The organism is Aureimonas pseudogalii, assembly GCF_014196835.1.
Lineage (GTDB): Bacteria > Pseudomonadota > Alphaproteobacteria > Rhizobiales > Rhizobiaceae > Aureimonas > Aureimonas pseudogalii.
Genome location: NZ_JACIEK010000002.1, coordinates 186,590 through 203,577 on the forward strand (window position 1 = coordinate 186,590; position 16,988 = coordinate 203,577).

The 16,988-nt window shown below is 69.8% G+C and carries 16 protein-coding genes and 1 riboswitch; of the genes, 4 read left to right on the forward strand and 12 right to left on the reverse strand.

The features are described from left to right. Window positions 1-104: 104 nt before the first annotated feature. The 7 genes from GGR04_RS07440 to GGR04_RS07470 form a co-directional block, all read right to left on the reverse strand. Window positions 105-776, reverse strand: a complete 672-nt coding sequence (locus GGR04_RS07440; protein WP_183199216.1) for a TenA family protein — start codon at window positions 774-776, stop codon at window positions 105-107. Beyond that, complete coding sequence (locus GGR04_RS07445) at window positions 773-1,438, reverse strand: TenA family protein (protein ID WP_183199217.1); 666 nt, start codon at window positions 1,436-1,438, stop codon at window positions 773-775. Before GGR04_RS07445 ends, GGR04_RS07440 begins: the two co-directional genes overlap by 4 nt. Continuing rightward, window positions 1,435-2,271 (reverse strand): bifunctional hydroxymethylpyrimidine kinase/phosphomethylpyrimidine kinase, encoded by an 837-nt coding sequence (thiD, locus tag GGR04_RS07450; RefSeq protein WP_183199218.1) that lies wholly within the window; start codon window positions 2,269-2,271, stop codon window positions 1,435-1,437. Before thiD ends, GGR04_RS07445 begins: the two co-directional genes overlap by 4 nt. Further along, complete coding sequence (locus GGR04_RS07455; RefSeq protein WP_183199394.1) at window positions 2,268-3,191, reverse strand: ABC transporter substrate-binding protein; 924 nt, start codon at window positions 3,189-3,191, stop codon at window positions 2,268-2,270. The genes thiD and GGR04_RS07455 overlap by 4 nt, the downstream gene beginning before the upstream one ends. A 44-nt stretch (window positions 3,192-3,235) precedes the next feature. After that, window positions 3,236-4,021, reverse strand: a complete 786-nt coding sequence (locus GGR04_RS07460; protein ID WP_183199219.1) for an ABC transporter permease — start codon at window positions 4,019-4,021, stop codon at window positions 3,236-3,238. A gap of 161 nt (window positions 4,022-4,182) precedes the next feature. Further along, window positions 4,183-4,286: riboswitch (TPP riboswitch) on the reverse strand. A 487-nt stretch (window positions 4,287-4,773) separates the two neighbouring features. Continuing rightward, window positions 4,774-5,031, reverse strand: a complete 258-nt coding sequence (locus tag GGR04_RS07465; RefSeq protein ID WP_183199395.1) for a DUF2171 domain-containing protein — start codon at window positions 5,029-5,031, stop codon at window positions 4,774-4,776. A 263-nt stretch (window positions 5,032-5,294) separates the two neighbouring features. Next, window positions 5,295-5,471 (reverse strand): DUF2934 domain-containing protein, encoded by a 177-nt coding sequence (locus GGR04_RS07470; protein WP_183199220.1) that lies wholly within the window; start codon window positions 5,469-5,471, stop codon window positions 5,295-5,297. Window positions 5,472-6,014: 543 nt separating this feature from the next. On the opposite strand from GGR04_RS07470, the gene GGR04_RS07475 reads away from it, so the two are divergent. The 4 genes from GGR04_RS07475 (at window position 6,015) to GGR04_RS07490 (ending at window position 11,217) form a co-directional block, all read left to right on the forward strand. Then, window positions 6,015-7,925 (forward strand): potassium transporter Kup, encoded by a 1,911-nt coding sequence (locus tag GGR04_RS07475; RefSeq protein WP_183199221.1) that lies wholly within the window; start codon window positions 6,015-6,017, stop codon window positions 7,923-7,925. A 140-nt stretch (window positions 7,926-8,065) separates the two neighbouring features. Next, window positions 8,066-8,302, forward strand: coding sequence for a hypothetical protein (locus GGR04_RS07480; RefSeq protein WP_183199222.1), 237 nt, complete (start codon window positions 8,066-8,068; stop codon window positions 8,300-8,302). A gap of 159 nt (window positions 8,303-8,461) precedes the next feature. Next, entirely contained in the window at window positions 8,462-9,604 is a 1,143-nt protein-coding gene (locus tag GGR04_RS07485; RefSeq protein WP_376769832.1) for a protoglobin domain-containing protein, read from the forward strand. 122 nt (window positions 9,605-9,726) lie between these two features. Next, window positions 9,727-11,217, forward strand: coding sequence for an amino acid permease (locus GGR04_RS07490; protein WP_183199223.1), 1,491 nt, complete (start codon window positions 9,727-9,729; stop codon window positions 11,215-11,217). A gap of 140 nt (window positions 11,218-11,357) precedes the next feature. On the opposite strand, the gene GGR04_RS07495 is transcribed toward GGR04_RS07490, so the two are convergent. The 5 genes from GGR04_RS07495 to GGR04_RS07515 form a co-directional block, all read right to left on the reverse strand. Then, window positions 11,358-12,197: a glycine betaine ABC transporter substrate-binding protein gene (locus tag GGR04_RS07495; RefSeq protein ID WP_183199224.1), complete on the reverse strand. Its 840-nt coding sequence runs from the start codon at window positions 12,195-12,197 to the stop codon at window positions 11,358-11,360. A 53-nt stretch (window positions 12,198-12,250) separates the two neighbouring features. Beyond that, on the reverse strand, window positions 12,251-13,111 hold the full coding sequence (locus tag GGR04_RS07500; RefSeq protein WP_183199225.1) for an ABC transporter permease: 861 nt from the start codon (window positions 13,109-13,111) through the stop codon (window positions 12,251-12,253). Continuing rightward, a complete protein-coding gene (locus GGR04_RS07505) occupies window positions 13,039-14,373 on the reverse strand; it encodes a quaternary amine ABC transporter ATP-binding protein (protein WP_183199226.1) in 1,335 nt (444 codons plus the stop codon). Before GGR04_RS07505 ends, GGR04_RS07500 begins: the two co-directional genes overlap by 73 nt. A 215-nt stretch (window positions 14,374-14,588) precedes the next feature. Further along, on the reverse strand, window positions 14,589-15,677 hold the full coding sequence (locus tag GGR04_RS07510; protein ID WP_246392922.1) for a GlxA family transcriptional regulator: 1,089 nt from the start codon (window positions 15,675-15,677) through the stop codon (window positions 14,589-14,591). 214 nt (window positions 15,678-15,891) lie between these two features. Then, window positions 15,892-16,932, reverse strand: a complete 1,041-nt coding sequence (locus GGR04_RS07515; RefSeq protein ID WP_183199227.1) for a glycosyltransferase family 4 protein — start codon at window positions 16,930-16,932, stop codon at window positions 15,892-15,894. Window positions 16,933-16,988 lie beyond the last annotated feature (56 nt).

The window sequence follows — 16,988 nt, forward strand, 5'->3', positions numbered from 1 at the left end:
GGGCAGCATTTCCGGGCCAGGCGAACGCGGCAGGCCGGCGTCCGGCCCGGTTTGAAACGAGCGGGCCGTCGGCGTCAACCGCGTGCGGTTGGACGAGCGCCGGGTCAGTCGCCGGCCGCGTCGAGCCCCATCTGCCAGAAGTCGCGCTCCATGCGGCAGGCGGCGGCAAAGCTCGCGGCGAGCTCGTCGAAGCGCGCCTCCGGCATGAAGCGCAGCGCCAGCGCGTCGAGCCGGCCGCGTGCGGCCTCGGCCACCGCGCCGTACTCGGCGCCGGCATAGTCGGCGATCCATTCGCGATAGGGATGGTCGGGCGCGATCGCGTCGATCCCGCGCGGCGCGAGCGCCCGGCCGATCTCGGCATAGCCGACGACGCAGGGGCTGAGCGCCACCTGCAGGGCGAGTAGATCGCCCGCCGCCCCGCAATCCAGAACGAAGCGCGTGTAGGCGATCGTCTCGCGCGCCTCCGGCTCGCGGTCCAGCGCCTGTGGATCGAGGCCCCAGCGCGCGCAGATCCGTTCGTGAAGCCGCAGCTCGGTGTCGAGGATCGCCGACAGCGAGGCCTGCGCGGCCCGCATGTCGGGGAGCGTCCGGCTCTTGTAGACGCCGAGCGCGTTGGCCCGCGCGAACTGGATGAGGAAGAGATAGTCCTGCACGAGATAGCGCCGGAAGGCGGCCTCGGGCAGCGTGCCCGCGCCGAGCCGGCGCACGAATTCGTGCTCGGCGTAGTCGGTCCAGTCGCTCCCGGCGGCGTCCTTCAGGCGGGCGAACAGCGTCATCGGCCGATCTCCGCCGCGCCGTCGCCCTCATAGGCGGCGTCGAAGAAGCGGCGCTCCAGCGCGACGGCCCGGCCGAAGAAGAACTGGCAGAGCGCGGCCTCGGCCGGGCCGACGCGGTCGAGCTCGCCGCGCAGGAAGGCGACGAATTCGCGGAAGTCCGGATTGTCGTGCAGCGTGATCCACTCGGCATGGACGAAGCTCGTCGGGAGCGGCTTCGGGGCTTTCGAGGCCCAGTCGAGATAGAGCCATTCGGCGACGGTGAGCACGCAGAGCGCGGCTGCGTAGGAGCGTGTCGCGGCGGCCTCGCGCATGATCGCCTGGAAGCCGGCGGTGGCGTCGGAATCGGGCGCGGTGCGGCGGGTTTCGGAGGTGACACCCAGCGTCGCGAAGGCGCGCTCGAAATAGGTGTTCTCCTCGCCCGCCACCGCGCCGGCGAAGCGCGCGAGGCGCAGCCGCGCCTCGAACCGGTCGGTCCCGGCCATGGCGGCGCCGAGAAGCGCCAGGAACGCGTCGAGGAAGCGATGGTCCTGCACGAGATAGCGGGCCATCACGCGGGGCGCGATCGTACCGGCGCCGAGCTCCGTCACGAAGCGATGGCCGCTCGCGGCCTGCCAGTCGTCCCTGGCTGCCTCGCGCAGCGTGTCGGTGAAGCGGGCGCTCATGCCGGTCTCCGGTCGGGTTGGGCGGCCGGGTCTGCCGCCGGCCACCAGGCGTGGAAATGATGCACGGGACCGCGGCCCGAGCCGACGCCGAGATCGGCGCCGGCCGCGAGCGCGGCATGGAGGTAGCGCTTGGCGCTCGCCACGGCGTCTTCGAGCGCGGCACCCTTGGCGATTTCGGCGGTGATCGCGGCGGCGAGCGTGCAGCCGGTGCCGTGATCGTTGGTCACATCGAGGCGCGGGGCGGCGAAGCGGCGTGGCGGGGCGTCGCCGACGAGAATGTCGACGCTCATCGGCCCCTGGCCGTGACCGCCCTTCACGAGGACCGCGCGAGCCCCGAAGCGCCGGATCGCTTGCGCCTGCGTGATCATCGCCGCCTCGTCGGCGGCCGGCGGCGCGTCGGCGAGGATCGCGGCCTCGGTGAGGTTGGGCGTGGCGAGATCGGCGAGCGGCATCAGCTCCTCGCGCAGCGCCGCCAGCGCGTCCTCGGCCAGCAGCCGGTCGCCGGCGGTCGCCACCATCACGGGGTCGAGCACGGCGCGGCGCCCGTGGGCGCGCAGCCGCCTGGCGATGGCCCGGATCGTCTTGGTGCGCGAGACCATGCCGATCTTGATCGCGCCGACCGTCAGGTCGGAGAGCACCGCGTCGATCTGCGCCGCGACGATCGCGGGGCTGAGATCCTCCACCGCCGCGACGCCGTGGGTGTTCTGCGCGGTCACCGCGGTGATCACCGAGGCCCCGTAGACGCCGAGCGCCGAGAAGGTCTTGAGATCGGCCTGGATGCCGGCGCCGCCGCCCGAATCCGAGCCCGCGATCGTCAGCGCGATCGCGCTCAAGGCTTGATCTCCGCGGGCTTCAGCTCCACCGCGTAGCTCTCGAGCGGCGGCACGGCGGCGATCAGCTTCTTTTCCACCATGAAGGCGGCAAAGCGCTCGTGGCGGCCGGCATCGAGCGCGAAGGGGCGCTTGGCGAAGCGCGGCAGGGTCTGCGTGAAGGCCGTGCGGTTCAGCTCGTCGTCGAGATCGGGATAGGCCTTGAGGAAGAGCGCCAGCGCCTCGTCAGGATGGTTGGTGAGAAAGAGCGTCGCCTCCTCCACCGCGGCCAGGAAGCGCGGCAGGCGTGGGTCGGCGATCTTGTCGCGAGAGGTCACGTAGATCAGCTCGTCATAGGGCGGCACGCCGTTCTCCTCCGGGTAGAAGGCGCGGCCGGGCTTGCCCTCGAGGCGCAACTGCGTCAGCTCGAAATTGCGGTAGGCGCCGATCGTGGCGTCGACATTGCCGGAGATCAGCGAGGCGGTGAGCGCGAAGTTGACGTTGACGAGTTCGACGTCCTTTACCGTCAGCCCGGCCGAGGCGAGCATCTGCGTGAGCACGCTGTCCTCGATGCCGGAGGCCGAATAGCCGATGCGCTTGCCCTTGAGATCCCCGAGCGTCTTCACCGGGCCGTCCTCCAGCACCATCACGGTGTTGAGCGGCGTCTCCACCAGCGTGCCGAAGCGCACGAGCGGCAGCTTCGTCTCGACGTCGAGCATCAGGCTCGGCTGGTAGTGCAGGGCGACGTCGGCCTGGCCCGCCGCCACGAGGCGCGGCGGGGCGGCGGGGTCGGAGGGAGCGATCAGCTCGACGTCGAGCCCGTGCTTCTCGAAGAGGCCCAGCTCCTTGGCCACCACCAGCGGCGCGTGGTCGGGATTGACGAACCATTCGAGCAGCACCGACAGCTTGTCGGCGGCGCGGGCGGGCGCGCCGGCGGTGAGCATGCCGAACGCGAGCGCGAGGGCGGCGAGGGGGAGGCGATACCGGTTCAAGACGCGATCCTCTGGCGGGACGGGGGAAGGATGTGGACGGCGCTCTCGCGCGCCCAGGGGGCGAGGTGGGGGGCGAACTCGTCGACGAGCGCGCGAAGGCTCAGCGTCAGCACGGCGAGGATGGCGAGCGCGGCGAAGCAGAGGTCGGTCTGCATGCGGGCGTTGGCCTGCAGCATGACGAAGCCAAGGCCCCCGGAGGCGCCCACCCACTCGCCGATCACCGCGCCGAGCGGCGCGAAGGGCGCGGCGACGCGAAGCCCGGTGACGAGCGAGGGCATCGCCAGCGGCACCCGCACGTGCCAGAGCGCCTGCATCGGCGAGGCGTCGGTCATCGCGGTGGCGTCGAGAAGATCGGGGTCGGTGCGGCGCAGCCCGTCGGCGAAGGCCGAGGCGATGGGAAAGAAGATCACGAGGCTCGCCATCACCACTTTGGAGGTGAGCCCGAAGCCGAACCACAGCACGAGGAGCGGGGCGAGCGCGAAGACCGGCATCGACTGCAGGATGAGGAGCTGCGGCCAGGCGAAGGCGCCCGCCCGCGGCCAGGCCACCACCGCGAAGCCCGCCGCGACGCCCGCGAGCGTGCCGAAAAGGAGGCCGAGCGCGATCTCCAGAAGGGTGACGAGGCTCTGCTCGAAGAGAAAGGCGCGCCGCGCCACCAGCGTCTCTGCCACCGCCAGCGGTGAAGGCAGCATGTAGGGCGGCGGCGCGACGATCCAGACCAGCGCCTGCCAGGCCAGCAGAATGAAGAGAAGGCCGAGGCCGGTGACGCGGACGGCGCGCATGCCGGAGCTCAGCGCCGCCGGCCGGCGCGGCGGAAACGACGCGTCGTGCAACGCTTCGCCGAGCGGACGCGAATGGTCGCGGAGGAAGAGGAACGCATGCGATCTCCCGGCCCAAAGGCCCCAAGAGATCCGGCGGAAGACGCGAAGAAGGCGGCGGGCGCGGCGTGCCCGATTTCCGTTCCTACGCCGGCATGACCCGGATCAGGTTCAAGGGTTCGACCGGCCGGTCATCTCAGCGCCTCGCGGCACACCCCTCGGAATGGCTGGGAGACTTGACCGGCGGCGGGCGGCTTGTCAACCGTCGGGAACCGGCCGTCGCCGATCGATGCGCCCGCGACACGAGCCGCGCGTCGCGGATGGCGCGCTCGTCGCGGTGCGAGGGGGTGACGCGCCCGTGGCGATATGCGGCGAGGCGTGTCGGGGGCAGAAGCGGCGGCGCGGCCAGGGGCACGAAGGGCAGCTGTGCTGCAGGCGCGGTGCCGCGAAGCCGACGCGAAAGGCCCCGACTGCGCGGCGCGCCGCAACCTTCCGCGATGACGAGGAGGCGAAGCGAAGGTGCGGCGGACGGGGATGAGCCGGCAGATCGATGCATGAGGCGATCAACGGCCACGAAGGCCCGCCGCGGTCGACGAACGCCCGACCGTCAAATTCCCATATGAAAACGCCCGCCGGACCTCGCGATCCGCCGGGCGATGCTTTTATGGCGTGTCCGTCTCAGACGTGCCGCAAGCGCTGCGGGCCCCCTGCCGGGCTCAGGCGATGCTGCCGTCGCCCTCTTCCTCGAAGGTCACCGCGACGTCGCCGTTGGCGGACAGGCGCACCTTGTCGCCCTCGACCTCGGCCACGAGGCCGATCGAGATGTAGTGGTGGTGGCCCTCGTGCGAGCCCTCGCCGCTGTCCTTCTTCGTGAGCTTGATCCGGTGTCCTTCGACCCGGTCGACCGTGCCCACATGCACGCCGTCGGCGCCGATGATGTCCATGTGTTCGCGGATGGAGTCCGTGGTGGCCATGATGCTGGTGTCCCTGGCTTGGGCGACGCCCCGGTGCGGCCGCCGGGCTGGCGGTGCGATCGGGGTCGTGCGCGATCTCCGGTGAAACGCGGCCGCGCGCCGGTCGATCCGTCGAACACCGACGATCTGCAATTCCGCACGCTGATTCCGGCCCATCCGCATGAAGACGCAGCTCGAGGCCTGCACCCCGCGGCCGGGATCGATCCGCGGCATGGACCTCTCGCAGGACCCACGCCGCATCGGGGACGTTCGGGTCGCCGGTGTCAGCGGGCCTTGAAGCGGTTGGCCGTGTCGTCCGAGCCGCCTTCGCTCGGCCCGCCCTCGATCTCACGCGCCGCTTCGGCCCAGAAGTCGTGCTCGCGCCCGAGCGGCCGCCCCGCCTTTTCCCAGAGCAGGTAGGCTCGGTTCCGGATTTCCTGATCCCGGTCGGGATGGCTCATGATGATGGCCCTCGATGTCCTCCCCGCCGTCAGGCGTCCGGCAGCGCGGGCGGCGGCGGAACGCGAGGGTCCGGCGAGGCCCGCAAGGCCGGTTTGGCCAACGGTAGGCTCCTCGCCTCATAGATATGAACCGGGGGGGTAAGGGGAAGCCGCGAGGCCGCCCGCGGAGACGGTTTTTTCGGACCATCCCCCGAATTGCGGCGGACAGGCCTCTCCAAGACCTGCGGATCGGCGGGGTCCGGCCGCGGGACGAAGCGCCGGGCAGGCCTGGCGAAGGGCGTGCGGTCGTCCGTGTCGCACGGGGCGCAAGGCGCTTTGCCAGCCCAAAGGTTCCATGCTAGAGGCTGACGGCCCGGCCGCCGGTGCCGTCGCGCGGATGTCGCGACCGCTGCGGAACGGGCCAACCCGATCCGGGGGTCGAACGCCGTCACGCTGGTGTGACGCTCGTCCCCGAAGGTGGACAAGAGGCAGGCCGAAGGTTCTCGTGGAGCCCCTCTCGTGTTCCCATCCCATCCGACACAATCCGGAGGCCTCGTCCGAGGAATGACCAGCGGCGAAGCGGCCACCCCGGCCGACATGCGGATGTCGACCCGCGAGAATCCCCACAAGAAGAGCATGCCGCTGCTGGTGCTCGGAAGCGTGGGCGTCGTTTATGGCGACATCGGGACGAGCCCGCTCTACGCGATGAAGGAATCGCTGCTGCATGTCGGCGGCATTCCCTCGGCCACCGAGATCATCGGCATCGTGTCGCTGCTCGTCTGGTCGCTGATCATCGTCGTGACCGTGAAATACGTCATGCTGGTGCTGCGCGCCGACAACCAGGGCGAGGGCGGGGCGCTGTCGCTCATGGCGCTGGCGCAGAAGGCGCTGCAGCGGCCCAACAAGGTCATCATGGCGCTCGGCATCATCGGCGCGGCGCTGTTCTACGGCGACGCCATCCTGACGCCGGCGGTCTCGGTGCTCTCGGCGATCGAGGGCCTGAAGGTCACCACCCCCGGCATCGATCCCTACATCGTGCCGATCGCGATCGTCATCATCGTCGGTCTCTATGCCGTGCAGTCCTTTGGCACGGCCAAGATGGCGGTGTTCTTCGGCCCGATCATGGCCGTCTGGTTCCTGACGCTGGCGCTGATCGGCGTCTATCACATCGGCGACGCGCCGCAGATCCTGCACGCACTGAACCCGGCCAACGGCCTGTGGTTCATGACCAGCCACGGCATCATCGGCTTCACCGTGCTCGGCTCGGTGTTCCTCGCCGTCACCGGCGCCGAGGCGCTCTACGCCGACATGGGCCATTTCGGCAAGCGCCCGATCCAGCTCGCCTGGCTCGCCTTCGTCGGCCCGGCGCTGCTCCTCAACTATCTCGGGCAGGGCGCCTTCGCGCTGAGCAACCCCGAGGCGCTGCCGAACCTCTTCTTCCTCTCGGCGCCGGAATGGGCGCGCTTCCCACTCGTGATCCTCGCCACGCTCGCCACTATCATCGCCGGCCAGGCGGTGATCACCGGCGCCTTCTCGCTCACCCAGCAGGCGATCCAGCTCGGCCTCTTCCCGCGGCTGCAGATCGAGCACACCTCGGAATCGGAGCAGGGGCAGATCTACCTGCCGACCGTGAACTGGCTGATGCTGGTGGGCGTGGTCATGCTCATCCTGTTCTTCCAGTCCTCGTCCTCGCTCGCCGCCGCCTACGGCATCGCCGTCACCGGCACGATGATCATCACCAGCCTGATGGCGGTGGTGGTGTTCGCCTATGGCTGGGGCTGGGGCCTCGGGCTCGCCATCGCGGTGGTCACGCCCTTCATCCTCATCGACACCGCCTTCCTCTCGGCCAACCTCCTGAAGCTGGCGGACGGCGGCTACCTGCCGCTCATCATCGGCGGCTGCATCGTCTGCCTGATGTCGATCTGGGTTCGGGGCGTGCGCCTTCTCAACACCAAGGCGGCGCAGCAGAACCTTTCGCTCGACACGTTCATCAAGGCGATGGAGACCTCCTCGGTCACCCACGTCTCGGGCACCGCGATGTATCTGACCTCGACGCCCGAGACGGTGCCCTCGGCGCTGCTGCACAATCTCAAGCACAACCGCGTCCTGCACGAGAAGAACGTCGTCATCACCATCCGCACCGCCGACACGCCCTACGTGAGCCAGGAGGAGCGGCTGGACTACCAGGTGCTGTCGCCGTCCTTCGCGCGCATCGAGCTGCGCTACGGCTTCCTCGACGAGCCCAACCTCGTGCAGGCGCTCATCCACCTGCGCGAGCGCGGCGTGAAGTTCGACGTGATGTCGACCACCTTCTTCGTCGGCCGGCGGCGCATCAAGTCGGCGGCGCGCTCGGAGATGCCGCGCTGGCAGAGCCAGATCTTCATCAAGATGGCTCGCCATTCCTACGACGCGATCGACTACTACCGGATTCCGGCCAACCGCGTGGTCGAACTCGGCACCTACGTCACGCTCTGACGCGCCGGCAAGGGCTTCCCTGCCCTTGCTCTAGTCCTTGGCCCTCGTTCCGGCCGGCGAGCGCCCTATCTCATTCGTCACGATGGACTTCACCGGCCGCGCCGCTTGCGCGCCGGGACGACAGGAAAGGCCCGCGCCTCATGGATCTCCAGAGAACCCCGGCCCAGCGCGCCGACGCCCGCCTCGGCGACATCGCCAACCGGTCCGAGAAGGGATCGGCCATGGGCCTGATCCAGGCCGAGGCCAAAGCCAACAGCGACAAGACCGCCCGGCTGCGGCTCGCCCGCCAGGCGCGCGATGCCGCCGACGCGGCACTGGCTGCCGAGACCCCGGCCAAGCCCGCACGCAAGCCTCGCAAGGCGCGCGTCGCCAACTAAGGCATCCAGCCTGTAGGCTTTGTTTAGTAACAACTTGGGCTCGCGAGGCGCCACGAGGATGTTTTTCTACCTGAAGGAGACTTCGGACAGTTCTCGGCAAGGTAGCCTGTGCTTTATGGCAACGCCGCACCGGCATTAAATCTTGTAGGACATTGTTTCGTGACACGCAAAATCGATCTCGACGAACGCCTCGCCTTTCTTCAGATCGATGCGGACGAACTGAGCGCCCTCGCGCGGCATCGGCCGCTCGTGGAGGGGGCGGTCGAGCGCGGACTCACCACCTTCTACGCCCATATGCTCAAGACGCCGGCCGTCAGCCGCTTCTTCGACGATCCGACGCGCCTCGACGCGGCGCGCGGCGCGCAGGGGCGCCACTGGCAGCGCATCGCCTCCGGCGCTATCGACGAGGCCTATATCGAGGAGGTCGAGCGGGTCGGGCGCACCCATGCCCGCATCGGGCTGGAGCCGCGCTGGTACATGGGCGGCTATGCGCTGATCCTCGAGGAGATCGTGAAGACGGTGCTGCCGGCGCTGCTCGGGCGCTCGGTGCTCGGGCGCCGGCGCCTGGACGAAACCGCGGAGACGCTGGGTCTTCTCGTGAAGCTCGCCATTCTCGACATGGACTACGGCGTCTCCACCTATTTCGCGGCGCTGCAGACCGAGAAGGCGCGTCTCGAGGCCGAGCGCACCGCGGTCGCCACCGAGCAGGCCCGCTCGCTCGGCGAGGCCTCGGCGGCGATGGAGGAGATGACGGCCAACATCCGCCAGAACGCCGAGAACGCGGCGCAGACCGAGAAGATGGCGGGGCAGGCGGCGGTGAGCGCCGAAAAGGGCGGCGACGCCGTCGCCAAGTCGGTGGAGGCGATGCGCACGATCGCCGAGAAGGTCCATGTCGTGCAGGAGATCGCCCGCCAGACCGATCTCCTCGCCCTCAACGCCGCGATCGAGGCGGCGCGCGCGGGCACCCATGGCAAGGGCTTCGCGGTGGTGGCCTCCGAGGTGCGCAAGCTCGCCGAGCGGGCGGCGATCGCCGCCGGCGAGATCGGCACGCTGTCGGGCCACACGCTGTCGATCTCCGAGGAGGCCGGCGAGAGCCTGCGCTCGCTCGTGCCGGACATCCGCCGCACCTCGGAACTCGTGTCGGAGATCTCCGCCGCCTGCCGCGAACAGACGGTCGGCGTCGAGCAGATCAACCAGGTGATCCAGCGGCTCGACCAGATGAGCCATGCCATGGCGGCCAGTTCGATCGAGCCAAATCGACCGGCCGCCGCGGCGCCGAAGCGGTTCGCCCGCGCCGCCTGAGGCGTTTGCTCGATCCAAGGGCAGGCAGCTCGTCTGCCTGCATTGACGTCATGTCGGGCGGGGCGCAGATTGCCGGCTCTGTCCGGCCACCTTCCGCGCCGGCATCGCGACGGGGGTCGGGCATGACGGATTCGCAGGGCGGAGTCGCCTATCGAAAGGCCGACGCGGACTATTTCGCGCAGCGCGGGCTCAAGGCCTATGCCGGCGTCTGGTCGCTCTGGGCGCTCGGCGTCGGCGCCGTGATCTCCGGCCATTATTCGGGCTGGAACCTCGGGCTCGCCACCGGCGGCTGGGGCGGCATGTTCGTGGCGACGGTCATCATCGCCGTGATGTATCTCGGGCTCACCTTCTCGATCGCCGAAATGAGCCCGGCGCTGCCGCATACGGGCGCGGCCTATTCCTTCGCGCGCACCGCCATGGGCCCCTGGGGCGGCTTCGTCACGGGGCTCTGCGAGAACGTCGAATACGTGCTGACGCCCGCCGTCATCGTCTTCTTCATCGGCTCCTATCTCGGCGCCATCTTCGGAACGCCGGCGGCCTTCCAGCCGGTGTGGTGGATCGGCGGCTACGTCCTCTTCGTCGGGCTCAACATCGTCGGCGTCGAGCTGTCGTTCAAGGTGACGCTGGTGGTCACGCTGATGGCGCTCGCCGTCCTCGCGGTGTTCTGGGCCTTCGCCATTCCGCTCGTCGACTTCTCGGCCAATGCGCTCGACATCGCGGCGGGCGGCGGCAGGCTGGAGGGCGGCAACGGGCCGTTCCTGCCCTTCGGGATCGGCGGCGCGCTGGCGACGCTGCCCTTCGCGGTGTGGCTCTTCCTCGCCATCGAGCAACTGCCGCTGGCAGCCGAAGAGTCCGTCGATCCCAAGCGCGACATGCCGCGCGGCATCATGGCGGGGATGGCGACGCTCATCGTCTCCGCCTTCGGCATCCTCCTCCTCAACCCTTCGCTGCCCGGCGTGGGCTCCTTCGCGCTCGGCACCTCGGCCGAGCCGCTGCTCGACGGGTTCAAGGCGATCTTCGGCGAGGGCACCGCCAAGCTGCTGGCGCTCATTGCCCTCATCGGGCTCGTCGCCTCCTTCCACACGATCATATTCGCGCAGGGGCGCCAGATCTACTCGCTGTCGCGCGCCGGCTACTTCCCGCCCGCGCTGTCTGTCACCCATTCCGCCCGCAAGACCCCGCATGTGGCGATGATCGCGGGGGCCTGCGTCGGGCTCGCGGTGATGCTCGGCCTGTTCGTGATCCTCGGCGTCGAGAGCGGCTCGGCGGCGATCGGCGGCACGCTTCTGAACATGGCGGTGTTCGGGGCGATGTGCTCCTACATCGCGCAGGCGCTCTCCTTCATTCTCCTGCGCCGCAACCTGCCGGCGATGGAACGGCCCTACCGCTCGCCCTTCGGCGTGCCCGGCGCGGTGCTGACGATCGCGATCGCCCTCCTCACCATCTTCTTCCAGCTCTCCGACCCGATCTACCGCTCCGGCGTCCTCGGCGTCGCGCTCTGGTTCGCGCTCGGCATCGGCTATTTCGCGCTGAAGGGACGCCACCGGCTGATCCTCTCGCCGGAGGAGGAGTTCGCGATGGAGCACGGCGCCAAGGCCCGGCCGGTGGTCTGAACCCTCCCCCTCGCGCGGCGGGCCCGGCGATCGGGCTCCGCGCGGGAGGGACGGAGACGACCTGAAAACCGGAGCCGACATGAAAACGGGGGCTGGAGTCCCCGTTCTCGTTCACCCGTCTGCGCGACGATCCGCGCGGCTCACTTCGTCCAGGCGGCGACCTTGTTGGGGTTGGCCGCCATCCAGGCCTTGGCGTTGGCGGCGGGATCGGCGCCCTTCTCCTCGTTCTGGAGCATCAGCTTCTGCTCGTCGTCGAGCGAGATCTTGAAGTTGGCGAGGATCTTGTGGACCTCGGGCATCTCGGTCGCGAGATCCTTGCGGGCCACCGTGTTGACGCTCTCCTCGCCGCCGAAGGAGCCCTTGGGGTCGGCGAGATACTTGAGATCCCAGCGGCCGAACATCCAGTGCGGCGTCCAGGTGGTGACGACGATCGGCTCCTTGCGGTCGATCGCGTCCTTCAGCGCCGCCGTCATCGTGGCGTCGGAGCCTTCGATCAGCTTCACCGAGGAGAGGTCGTAGTCCTTGATCGCCTTTTCGGAGGCCTGCATCAGGCCGGCGCCGGGGTCGATGCCGATCACCTTGTTCTCGACCTCGCCGCCCTTGGACTTGAGATCCTCGACCGAGGCCATGTCGACATAGGCGGGCACCGCCCAGCCGATCTTGGCGCCCTCGACATTGGGGCCGATCAGCTCGACCTGATCCTTCAGCTTGTCGTAATAGGCGGCGTGGGTGGCCGGCAGCCAGGCGGCGACCATCGCGTCGGCTTCGCCCGTGGCCACCGCCTGCCACATGGCGGCGGCCGGCAGCGGCGTCATCGTCACGTCGTAGCCCTTCGCCTTCAGGGTCTCCGACAGGAGGTTGGTGGCGACCACGGCATCGGACCATTCGACATAGGCGAGGTTCACCTTCTTGTCCTGCGCGTGTGCAAGACCGGTGAGCGCGGCGCTCGCGAGGGTGGCGGCGGTGAGAAGCTTCAGCATGGGTCGGTTCCTCCGGGGTTGAATGACGGGCAGTTTTCGGGTGACGGGTGGGGTCAGGCGGGGCGGGCGCGGCGCGCCATGGCCTGGGTGATGCGGTCGAGCACCACGGCGACGATCACGATGGCGACACCGGCCTGGAAGCCCTCGCCGGCGTTCAACCGCTGGATCGAGCGCCAGACCTCGCGCCCGAGGCCGCCGGCGCCGATCATCGAGGCGATCACCACCATCGACAGGCCGAGCATGATGGTCTGGTTGATGCCGGCCATGATGGTGGGCAGCGCCAGCGGCAGCTGCACCTTGAAGAGCTTCTGCATCGGCGAGGTGCCGAAGGCGTCGGACGCCTCGATCAGCTCGTGCGGCACCGAGAGGATGCCGAGCGCGGTGAGGCGGATCACCGGCGGCATGGAGAAGACGACGGTGGCGAACACCGCCGACACCGCGCCGAGCCCGAAGAAGGGGATGGCGGGGATGAGATAGACGAAGCTCGGCATGGTCTGCATCATGTCGAGCGCCGGACCGACCGTCTTCCAGGTGCGGCGCGACAGGGCGCAGGCGATGCCGAGGGGAATGCCGATCGCGAGCGCCGCTGCCGTGGAGATGGTGACGAGGACGATCGTCTCCATCGTGGAATCCCAGAGCCGCAGGTTCCAAAGGAAGCCGAAGCCGAGCACCGCGCCGAGCGCCACCCGCCGGCCCGCGACCCACCAGGCCAACGCCGCGATGGCGAGGATCACGATCGGCGGCGGCACGAGAAGCAGGAGATCGGTGCCGGTCTCGATCCAGCCGGCCACGAACCGGCTCAGCGCCCGCGTCAGGCCGCTGAGATGCCCGGTGGCGAAGGTCAGGCCGCTGTCGGAGAGCTCGTCCAACGGGAATTTGGGGATGCTCCAGCCGTCGGGGAGGGACCAGTCCATGGGGAACTCCGTGTCGAGGCGGGGGAAGGGTCGGAAGAGGCGTCCGCGGCGTTGCCGTCGCGCGAGCCGGCGAGCGCGCGCAGCGCCCGCTCGCGCGTCAGGAGGCCGACGAAGCGCCCGGCCTCGTCCACCACGGCGACGCCGGCGGGCTCGTCCGCAAGCAGCGGCAGCACGGATTTGAGGACGTCGGTAGCCTTGGCCTTGGCGATGCCGCCCTCCATCAGCGCGTCGAGCCGGCGCCCCGCCGTGCCCGCCGCGCCCAGCCGGTCGCGCCCGATGCGCCCGATCGGCATGTCGCGGGCGCAGGTGACGACGAAGGCGGGGTCGGGCCGGTGCTCCACCAGCGGCCAGGCTTCGGCCGCGGTGGAGGCCTCATGTAGGCGCGGCTGCGCGGCGCCGACGAGCCGCCCGAGGGTGAGCACCGAGGAGACGTCGATATGCTCCACGAAGCGGCGCACGTATTCGCCCTTGGGATCGAGGAGGATCTCCTCGGGATAGCCGGACTGCACGATGGCGCCGTCCTTCATCAGGACGATGCGACCGCCCAGATGAATGGCCTCGTCGAGATCGTGGGAGACGAAGACCACGGTCTTCTTCAGCCGCGCCTGCAGGGTTCGCAATTCGTCCTGCATGTCGCGGCGGATCAGCGGGTCGAGCGCCGAGAAGGCCTCGTCCATGAGGAGGATGTCGGCGTCCACCGCGAGCGCGCGGGCGAGCCCCGCCCGCTGCTGCATGCCGCCCGAGAGCTCGCGCGGATATTTGGCGTCCCAGCCCTTGAGGCCGACGAGCTCGATCGCCGCCATCGCCCGCTCGCGGCGCTTGGGCCTCGCCACGCCCTGCACCTCCAGCCCGTATTCGACGTTCTCGGCGATGGTGCGGTTGGGAAAGAGGGCGAAATGCTGGAACACCATGCCGAACTTCTCGCGGCGGAACTCCAGCAGGGCCTTGGGCGAGAGCGTCGTCACCTCGGTGCCGTCGACGAGGATCGAGCCGGCGGTCGGCTCCACCAGCCGGTTGAGGCAGCGCAGCATGGTGGATTTGCCCGAGCCCGACAGGCCCATCACCACGAGGATCTCGCTCTCGTTGACCGAAAAGGACACCCGGTCGAGCCCGAGCACGGCGCCCGAGCGCTCGAGGATCTCGGCCTTGCCGACCCCCGCCTGGAGAAGCCCGAGCGCTGCCGCCTCGTCGTCGCCGAAGAGCTTGACGATCTCGGTGACGCGGATGCGTTCACCGCCTGCGCGGTTGGGCTCGCTGGACATGGTCGCTCTGTTCCCGTTGGAGATCGCAAGCACCTCGATCGATGGCGGAAAAGGCCGCCGCCCGCGAACATACGCCGGCGCCGGGAGGGCGTTTCGGCGCCCATCGCATGCAGACGCCGCATGGAGATCGTGACCCTATGACGCGGCCCGTACGATGCGAAACCGGACACCGACCGGTACGATCGCGACACCGGAGACAACTCTCCCCCGACCGATCAGCCCGCTGCTGCAATTTCCGGCTGTGCCCGCCTCTCTTCCGTGCAGGCTGCCGCCTGTCGCGGCACCGCGACGGCTCCCCCGCCCGATCCTGCACCGGCGCGCACGTCGCGCGGCGCCGTGCCGAAATGGGTGCGGAACTGCCGGGCGAAATGGGCGCCGTCGCAGAAGCCCGCTTCCACGGCGATGTCGGTGATGCTCTTCTTCGTGGTCTGCAGCAGGCGGCGGGCGTAGCCGAGGCGCAGCTGGCGATAGGCGACGGCGGGGCTGAGGTTCAGCGCCTCGCCGAAGAGGCGCTCGAGCTGGCGGGCCGAGACCTGCAGCCGCCCGGCGATCGCCTCGATCGACAGCGGCTCGGCGACGTGCTGCTCCATCAGGAGGACGGCGCGGCGCACGCGGTCGTCGCCGCCCGGCGCCGAGCCCGCGTGGGGCTGCGCGTCGCTGCCCGAGCGCGCGTTCTGCATCTGCAGGACGTGCAGGCTCTTCTGCGCGGCGGCTGCGCCGACGTGCTTCTCGATGAGATAGGCCGCGAGATCGGCGACGCCCGAGCCGCCGGCGCAGGTGATGCGATCGCGGTCGACCACGAAGAGCTGGTCGGCGTCGGGCGTGGCGTCGGGGAATTCGGCCTCGAAATCGGCATGGTGATACCAGGAGACGCAGGTGCGCCGGCCCCGCATCAATCCGGCGCGGGCGAGCACGAACGACCCCGTGCAGACGCCCACCAGCGGCACGCCCGCGCGGTCGGCCGACTTCAGGAAGGCGATCGCCGCCTCGTCCATCGGCGCGGCGCCGCCCAGCAGCCCGCCGACCACCACCACATAGTCGAAGCCGCGGGGGTCGACGAGCCCGCTCGTGCGCGACACCTGCACGCCGCAGGAGGCGCGGATCGGCTGCGGCGTCGCGGCCATCACCGACCAGGCGCAGCGGATCGGGCGTGAGCGGTCGCCCTCGTCGGCGGCGAGGCGCAGCGCGTCCACGAAGAGCGAGAGCGCCGAGAGCGTGAAATTCTGGGCGAGGAGGAAGCCGACGCGCAGCGACGGCGTCTCGGAGGCGGCACCGGCCGGTCGGAAGGAAATGGGACGGTTCAATGCGCTTCCCGCAGGTCTCGTCGTCGCTCGATCCGGGGCATCATGGCCCCTCGATCGCCGTCCGCCAAGCCGAAAACGCGGGATCGCCAAACCCAAGTGCTTGATCCCGCATGCGGGCTGTCCGCGTGCCCGCATGCGGCCTGCCGCATGCCCGCATGCCACGGGCTCGGCATCCCGCATGCGCAGGGCACGGCCGCGCCTGCCGCTTGGGCGACTATGCGAGATCCCAGGCGGCAGGCGGGATCGGCACGAGGTTGGCCTCGAACTCGCGCGTGCAGCGCTCCCAGGAGAAGCCCTCGGCGAAGCGTCGGCAGGCCGCCCGGTCGATGGCGAGCGCCCGCAGGGCCGCGTCCCGTAGGTCTTCCGAGAGCACGGCCACCGGCGCCTCGCCGAGAATGTCGAGCGGGCCGGGCACGGGAAGCGCGGCGACCGGCGTGCCGCAGGCGAGCGCCTCCAGCACCACGAGCCCGAAGGTCTCGAAGCGCGATGGAAACACGAAGACGTCGGCGGCCGAGAAGTGGCGCGCCACCTCCTCGCCGGTGCGCCGCCCGAGGAAGTGCGCGGCCGGAAAACGCCGGCGAAGCGCATCGAGCGCCGGTCCGTCGCCCACCACCACCTTCGATCCCGGCAGGTCGAGCGACAGGAAGTCCTCGATGCTCTTCTCGGGCGAGACGCGGCCGAGATAGAGAAAGATCGGTCGCGGCAGGGCAAGAAACCCGGCGTCGAAGCCGGGCTCCTCGCGCCACGGGCGAAACAGGTCGGTGTCCACCGCGCGGCCCCAGCGGCGGATGCGCCGGAAGCCGCGGGCGCCGAGCTCGCGCTCCAGCGTGTCGGTCTGCACCATGAAGCCCGCGCCGCCATTGTGGAACCAGCGCTGCACGCGCGTGGCGAGACCCGAGCCGAAGCCCAGCCGCTTGTCGAAATAGTCGCCGAAGCGGGTGTGGAACGAGGTGGTGAAGGGCAGGCCGCGCCGGCGGCAATAGTGCCGGGCGGCCCATCCGATTGGCCCCTCCACGGGAATGTGGATGGCGTCGGGCCGGAAGCGCTCAATGATGCCGGCCAGCGCGCGGGCGGGCGCGAGCGCGAGGCGCACCTCCGGATAGCCGGGCGCCGGCAGCGTGCGGGCGAAGCGGTCGGGGCCGACCACCTCCACCTCGTGCCCGAAGCCGCGCAGCCGCTCGGCGGTGATGCCGAGGACCCGCACCACGCCGTTCATCTGTGGTTCCCACGCATCGGAGGCGATCAAGATCCGCATTGCTTGTCTTTCGCGCGATCGAAGAAAGTCCGATCCGTTTGCCTGTGAGCGCGCGA

What these genes read in the sequence shown, in the direction of transcription:
- GGR04_RS07440 (WP_183199216.1), bottom strand. Translation starts at nt 776, where the DNA reads ATGACGCTGTTCGCCCGCCTGAAGGACGCCGCCGGGAGCGACTGGACC.
- GGR04_RS07445 (WP_183199217.1), bottom strand. Translation starts at nt 1,438, where the DNA reads ATGAGCGCCCGCTTCACCGACACGCTGCGCGAGGCAGCCAGGGACGAC.
- GGR04_RS07455 (WP_183199394.1), bottom strand. Translation starts at nt 3,191, where the DNA reads ATGCTCACCGCCGGCGCGCCCGCCCGCGCCGCCGACAAGCTGTCGGTG.
- GGR04_RS07460 (WP_183199219.1), bottom strand. Translation starts at nt 4,021, where the DNA reads ATGCGCGCCGTCCGCGTCACCGGCCTCGGCCTTCTCTTCATTCTGCTG.
- GGR04_RS07465 (WP_183199395.1), bottom strand. Translation starts at nt 5,031, where the DNA reads ATGGCCACCACGGACTCCATCCGCGAACACATGGACATCATCGGCGCC.
- GGR04_RS07470 (WP_183199220.1), bottom strand. Translation starts at nt 5,471, where the DNA reads ATGAGCCATCCCGACCGGGATCAGGAAATCCGGAACCGAGCCTACCTG.
- GGR04_RS07475 (WP_183199221.1), top strand. Translation starts at nt 6,015, where the DNA reads ATGACCAGCGGCGAAGCGGCCACCCCGGCCGACATGCGGATGTCGACC.
- GGR04_RS07480 (WP_183199222.1), top strand. Translation starts at nt 8,066, where the DNA reads ATGGATCTCCAGAGAACCCCGGCCCAGCGCGCCGACGCCCGCCTCGGC.
- GGR04_RS07490 (WP_183199223.1), top strand. Translation starts at nt 9,727, where the DNA reads ATGACGGATTCGCAGGGCGGAGTCGCCTATCGAAAGGCCGACGCGGAC.
- GGR04_RS07495 (WP_183199224.1), bottom strand. Translation starts at nt 12,197, where the DNA reads ATGCTGAAGCTTCTCACCGCCGCCACCCTCGCGAGCGCCGCGCTCACC.
- GGR04_RS07500 (WP_183199225.1), bottom strand. Translation starts at nt 13,111, where the DNA reads ATGGACTGGTCCCTCCCCGACGGCTGGAGCATCCCCAAATTCCCGTTG.
- GGR04_RS07505 (WP_183199226.1), bottom strand. Translation starts at nt 14,373, where the DNA reads ATGTCCAGCGAGCCCAACCGCGCAGGCGGTGAACGCATCCGCGTCACC.
- GGR04_RS07515 (WP_183199227.1), bottom strand. Translation starts at nt 16,932, where the DNA reads ATGCGGATCTTGATCGCCTCCGATGCGTGGGAACCACAGATGAACGGC.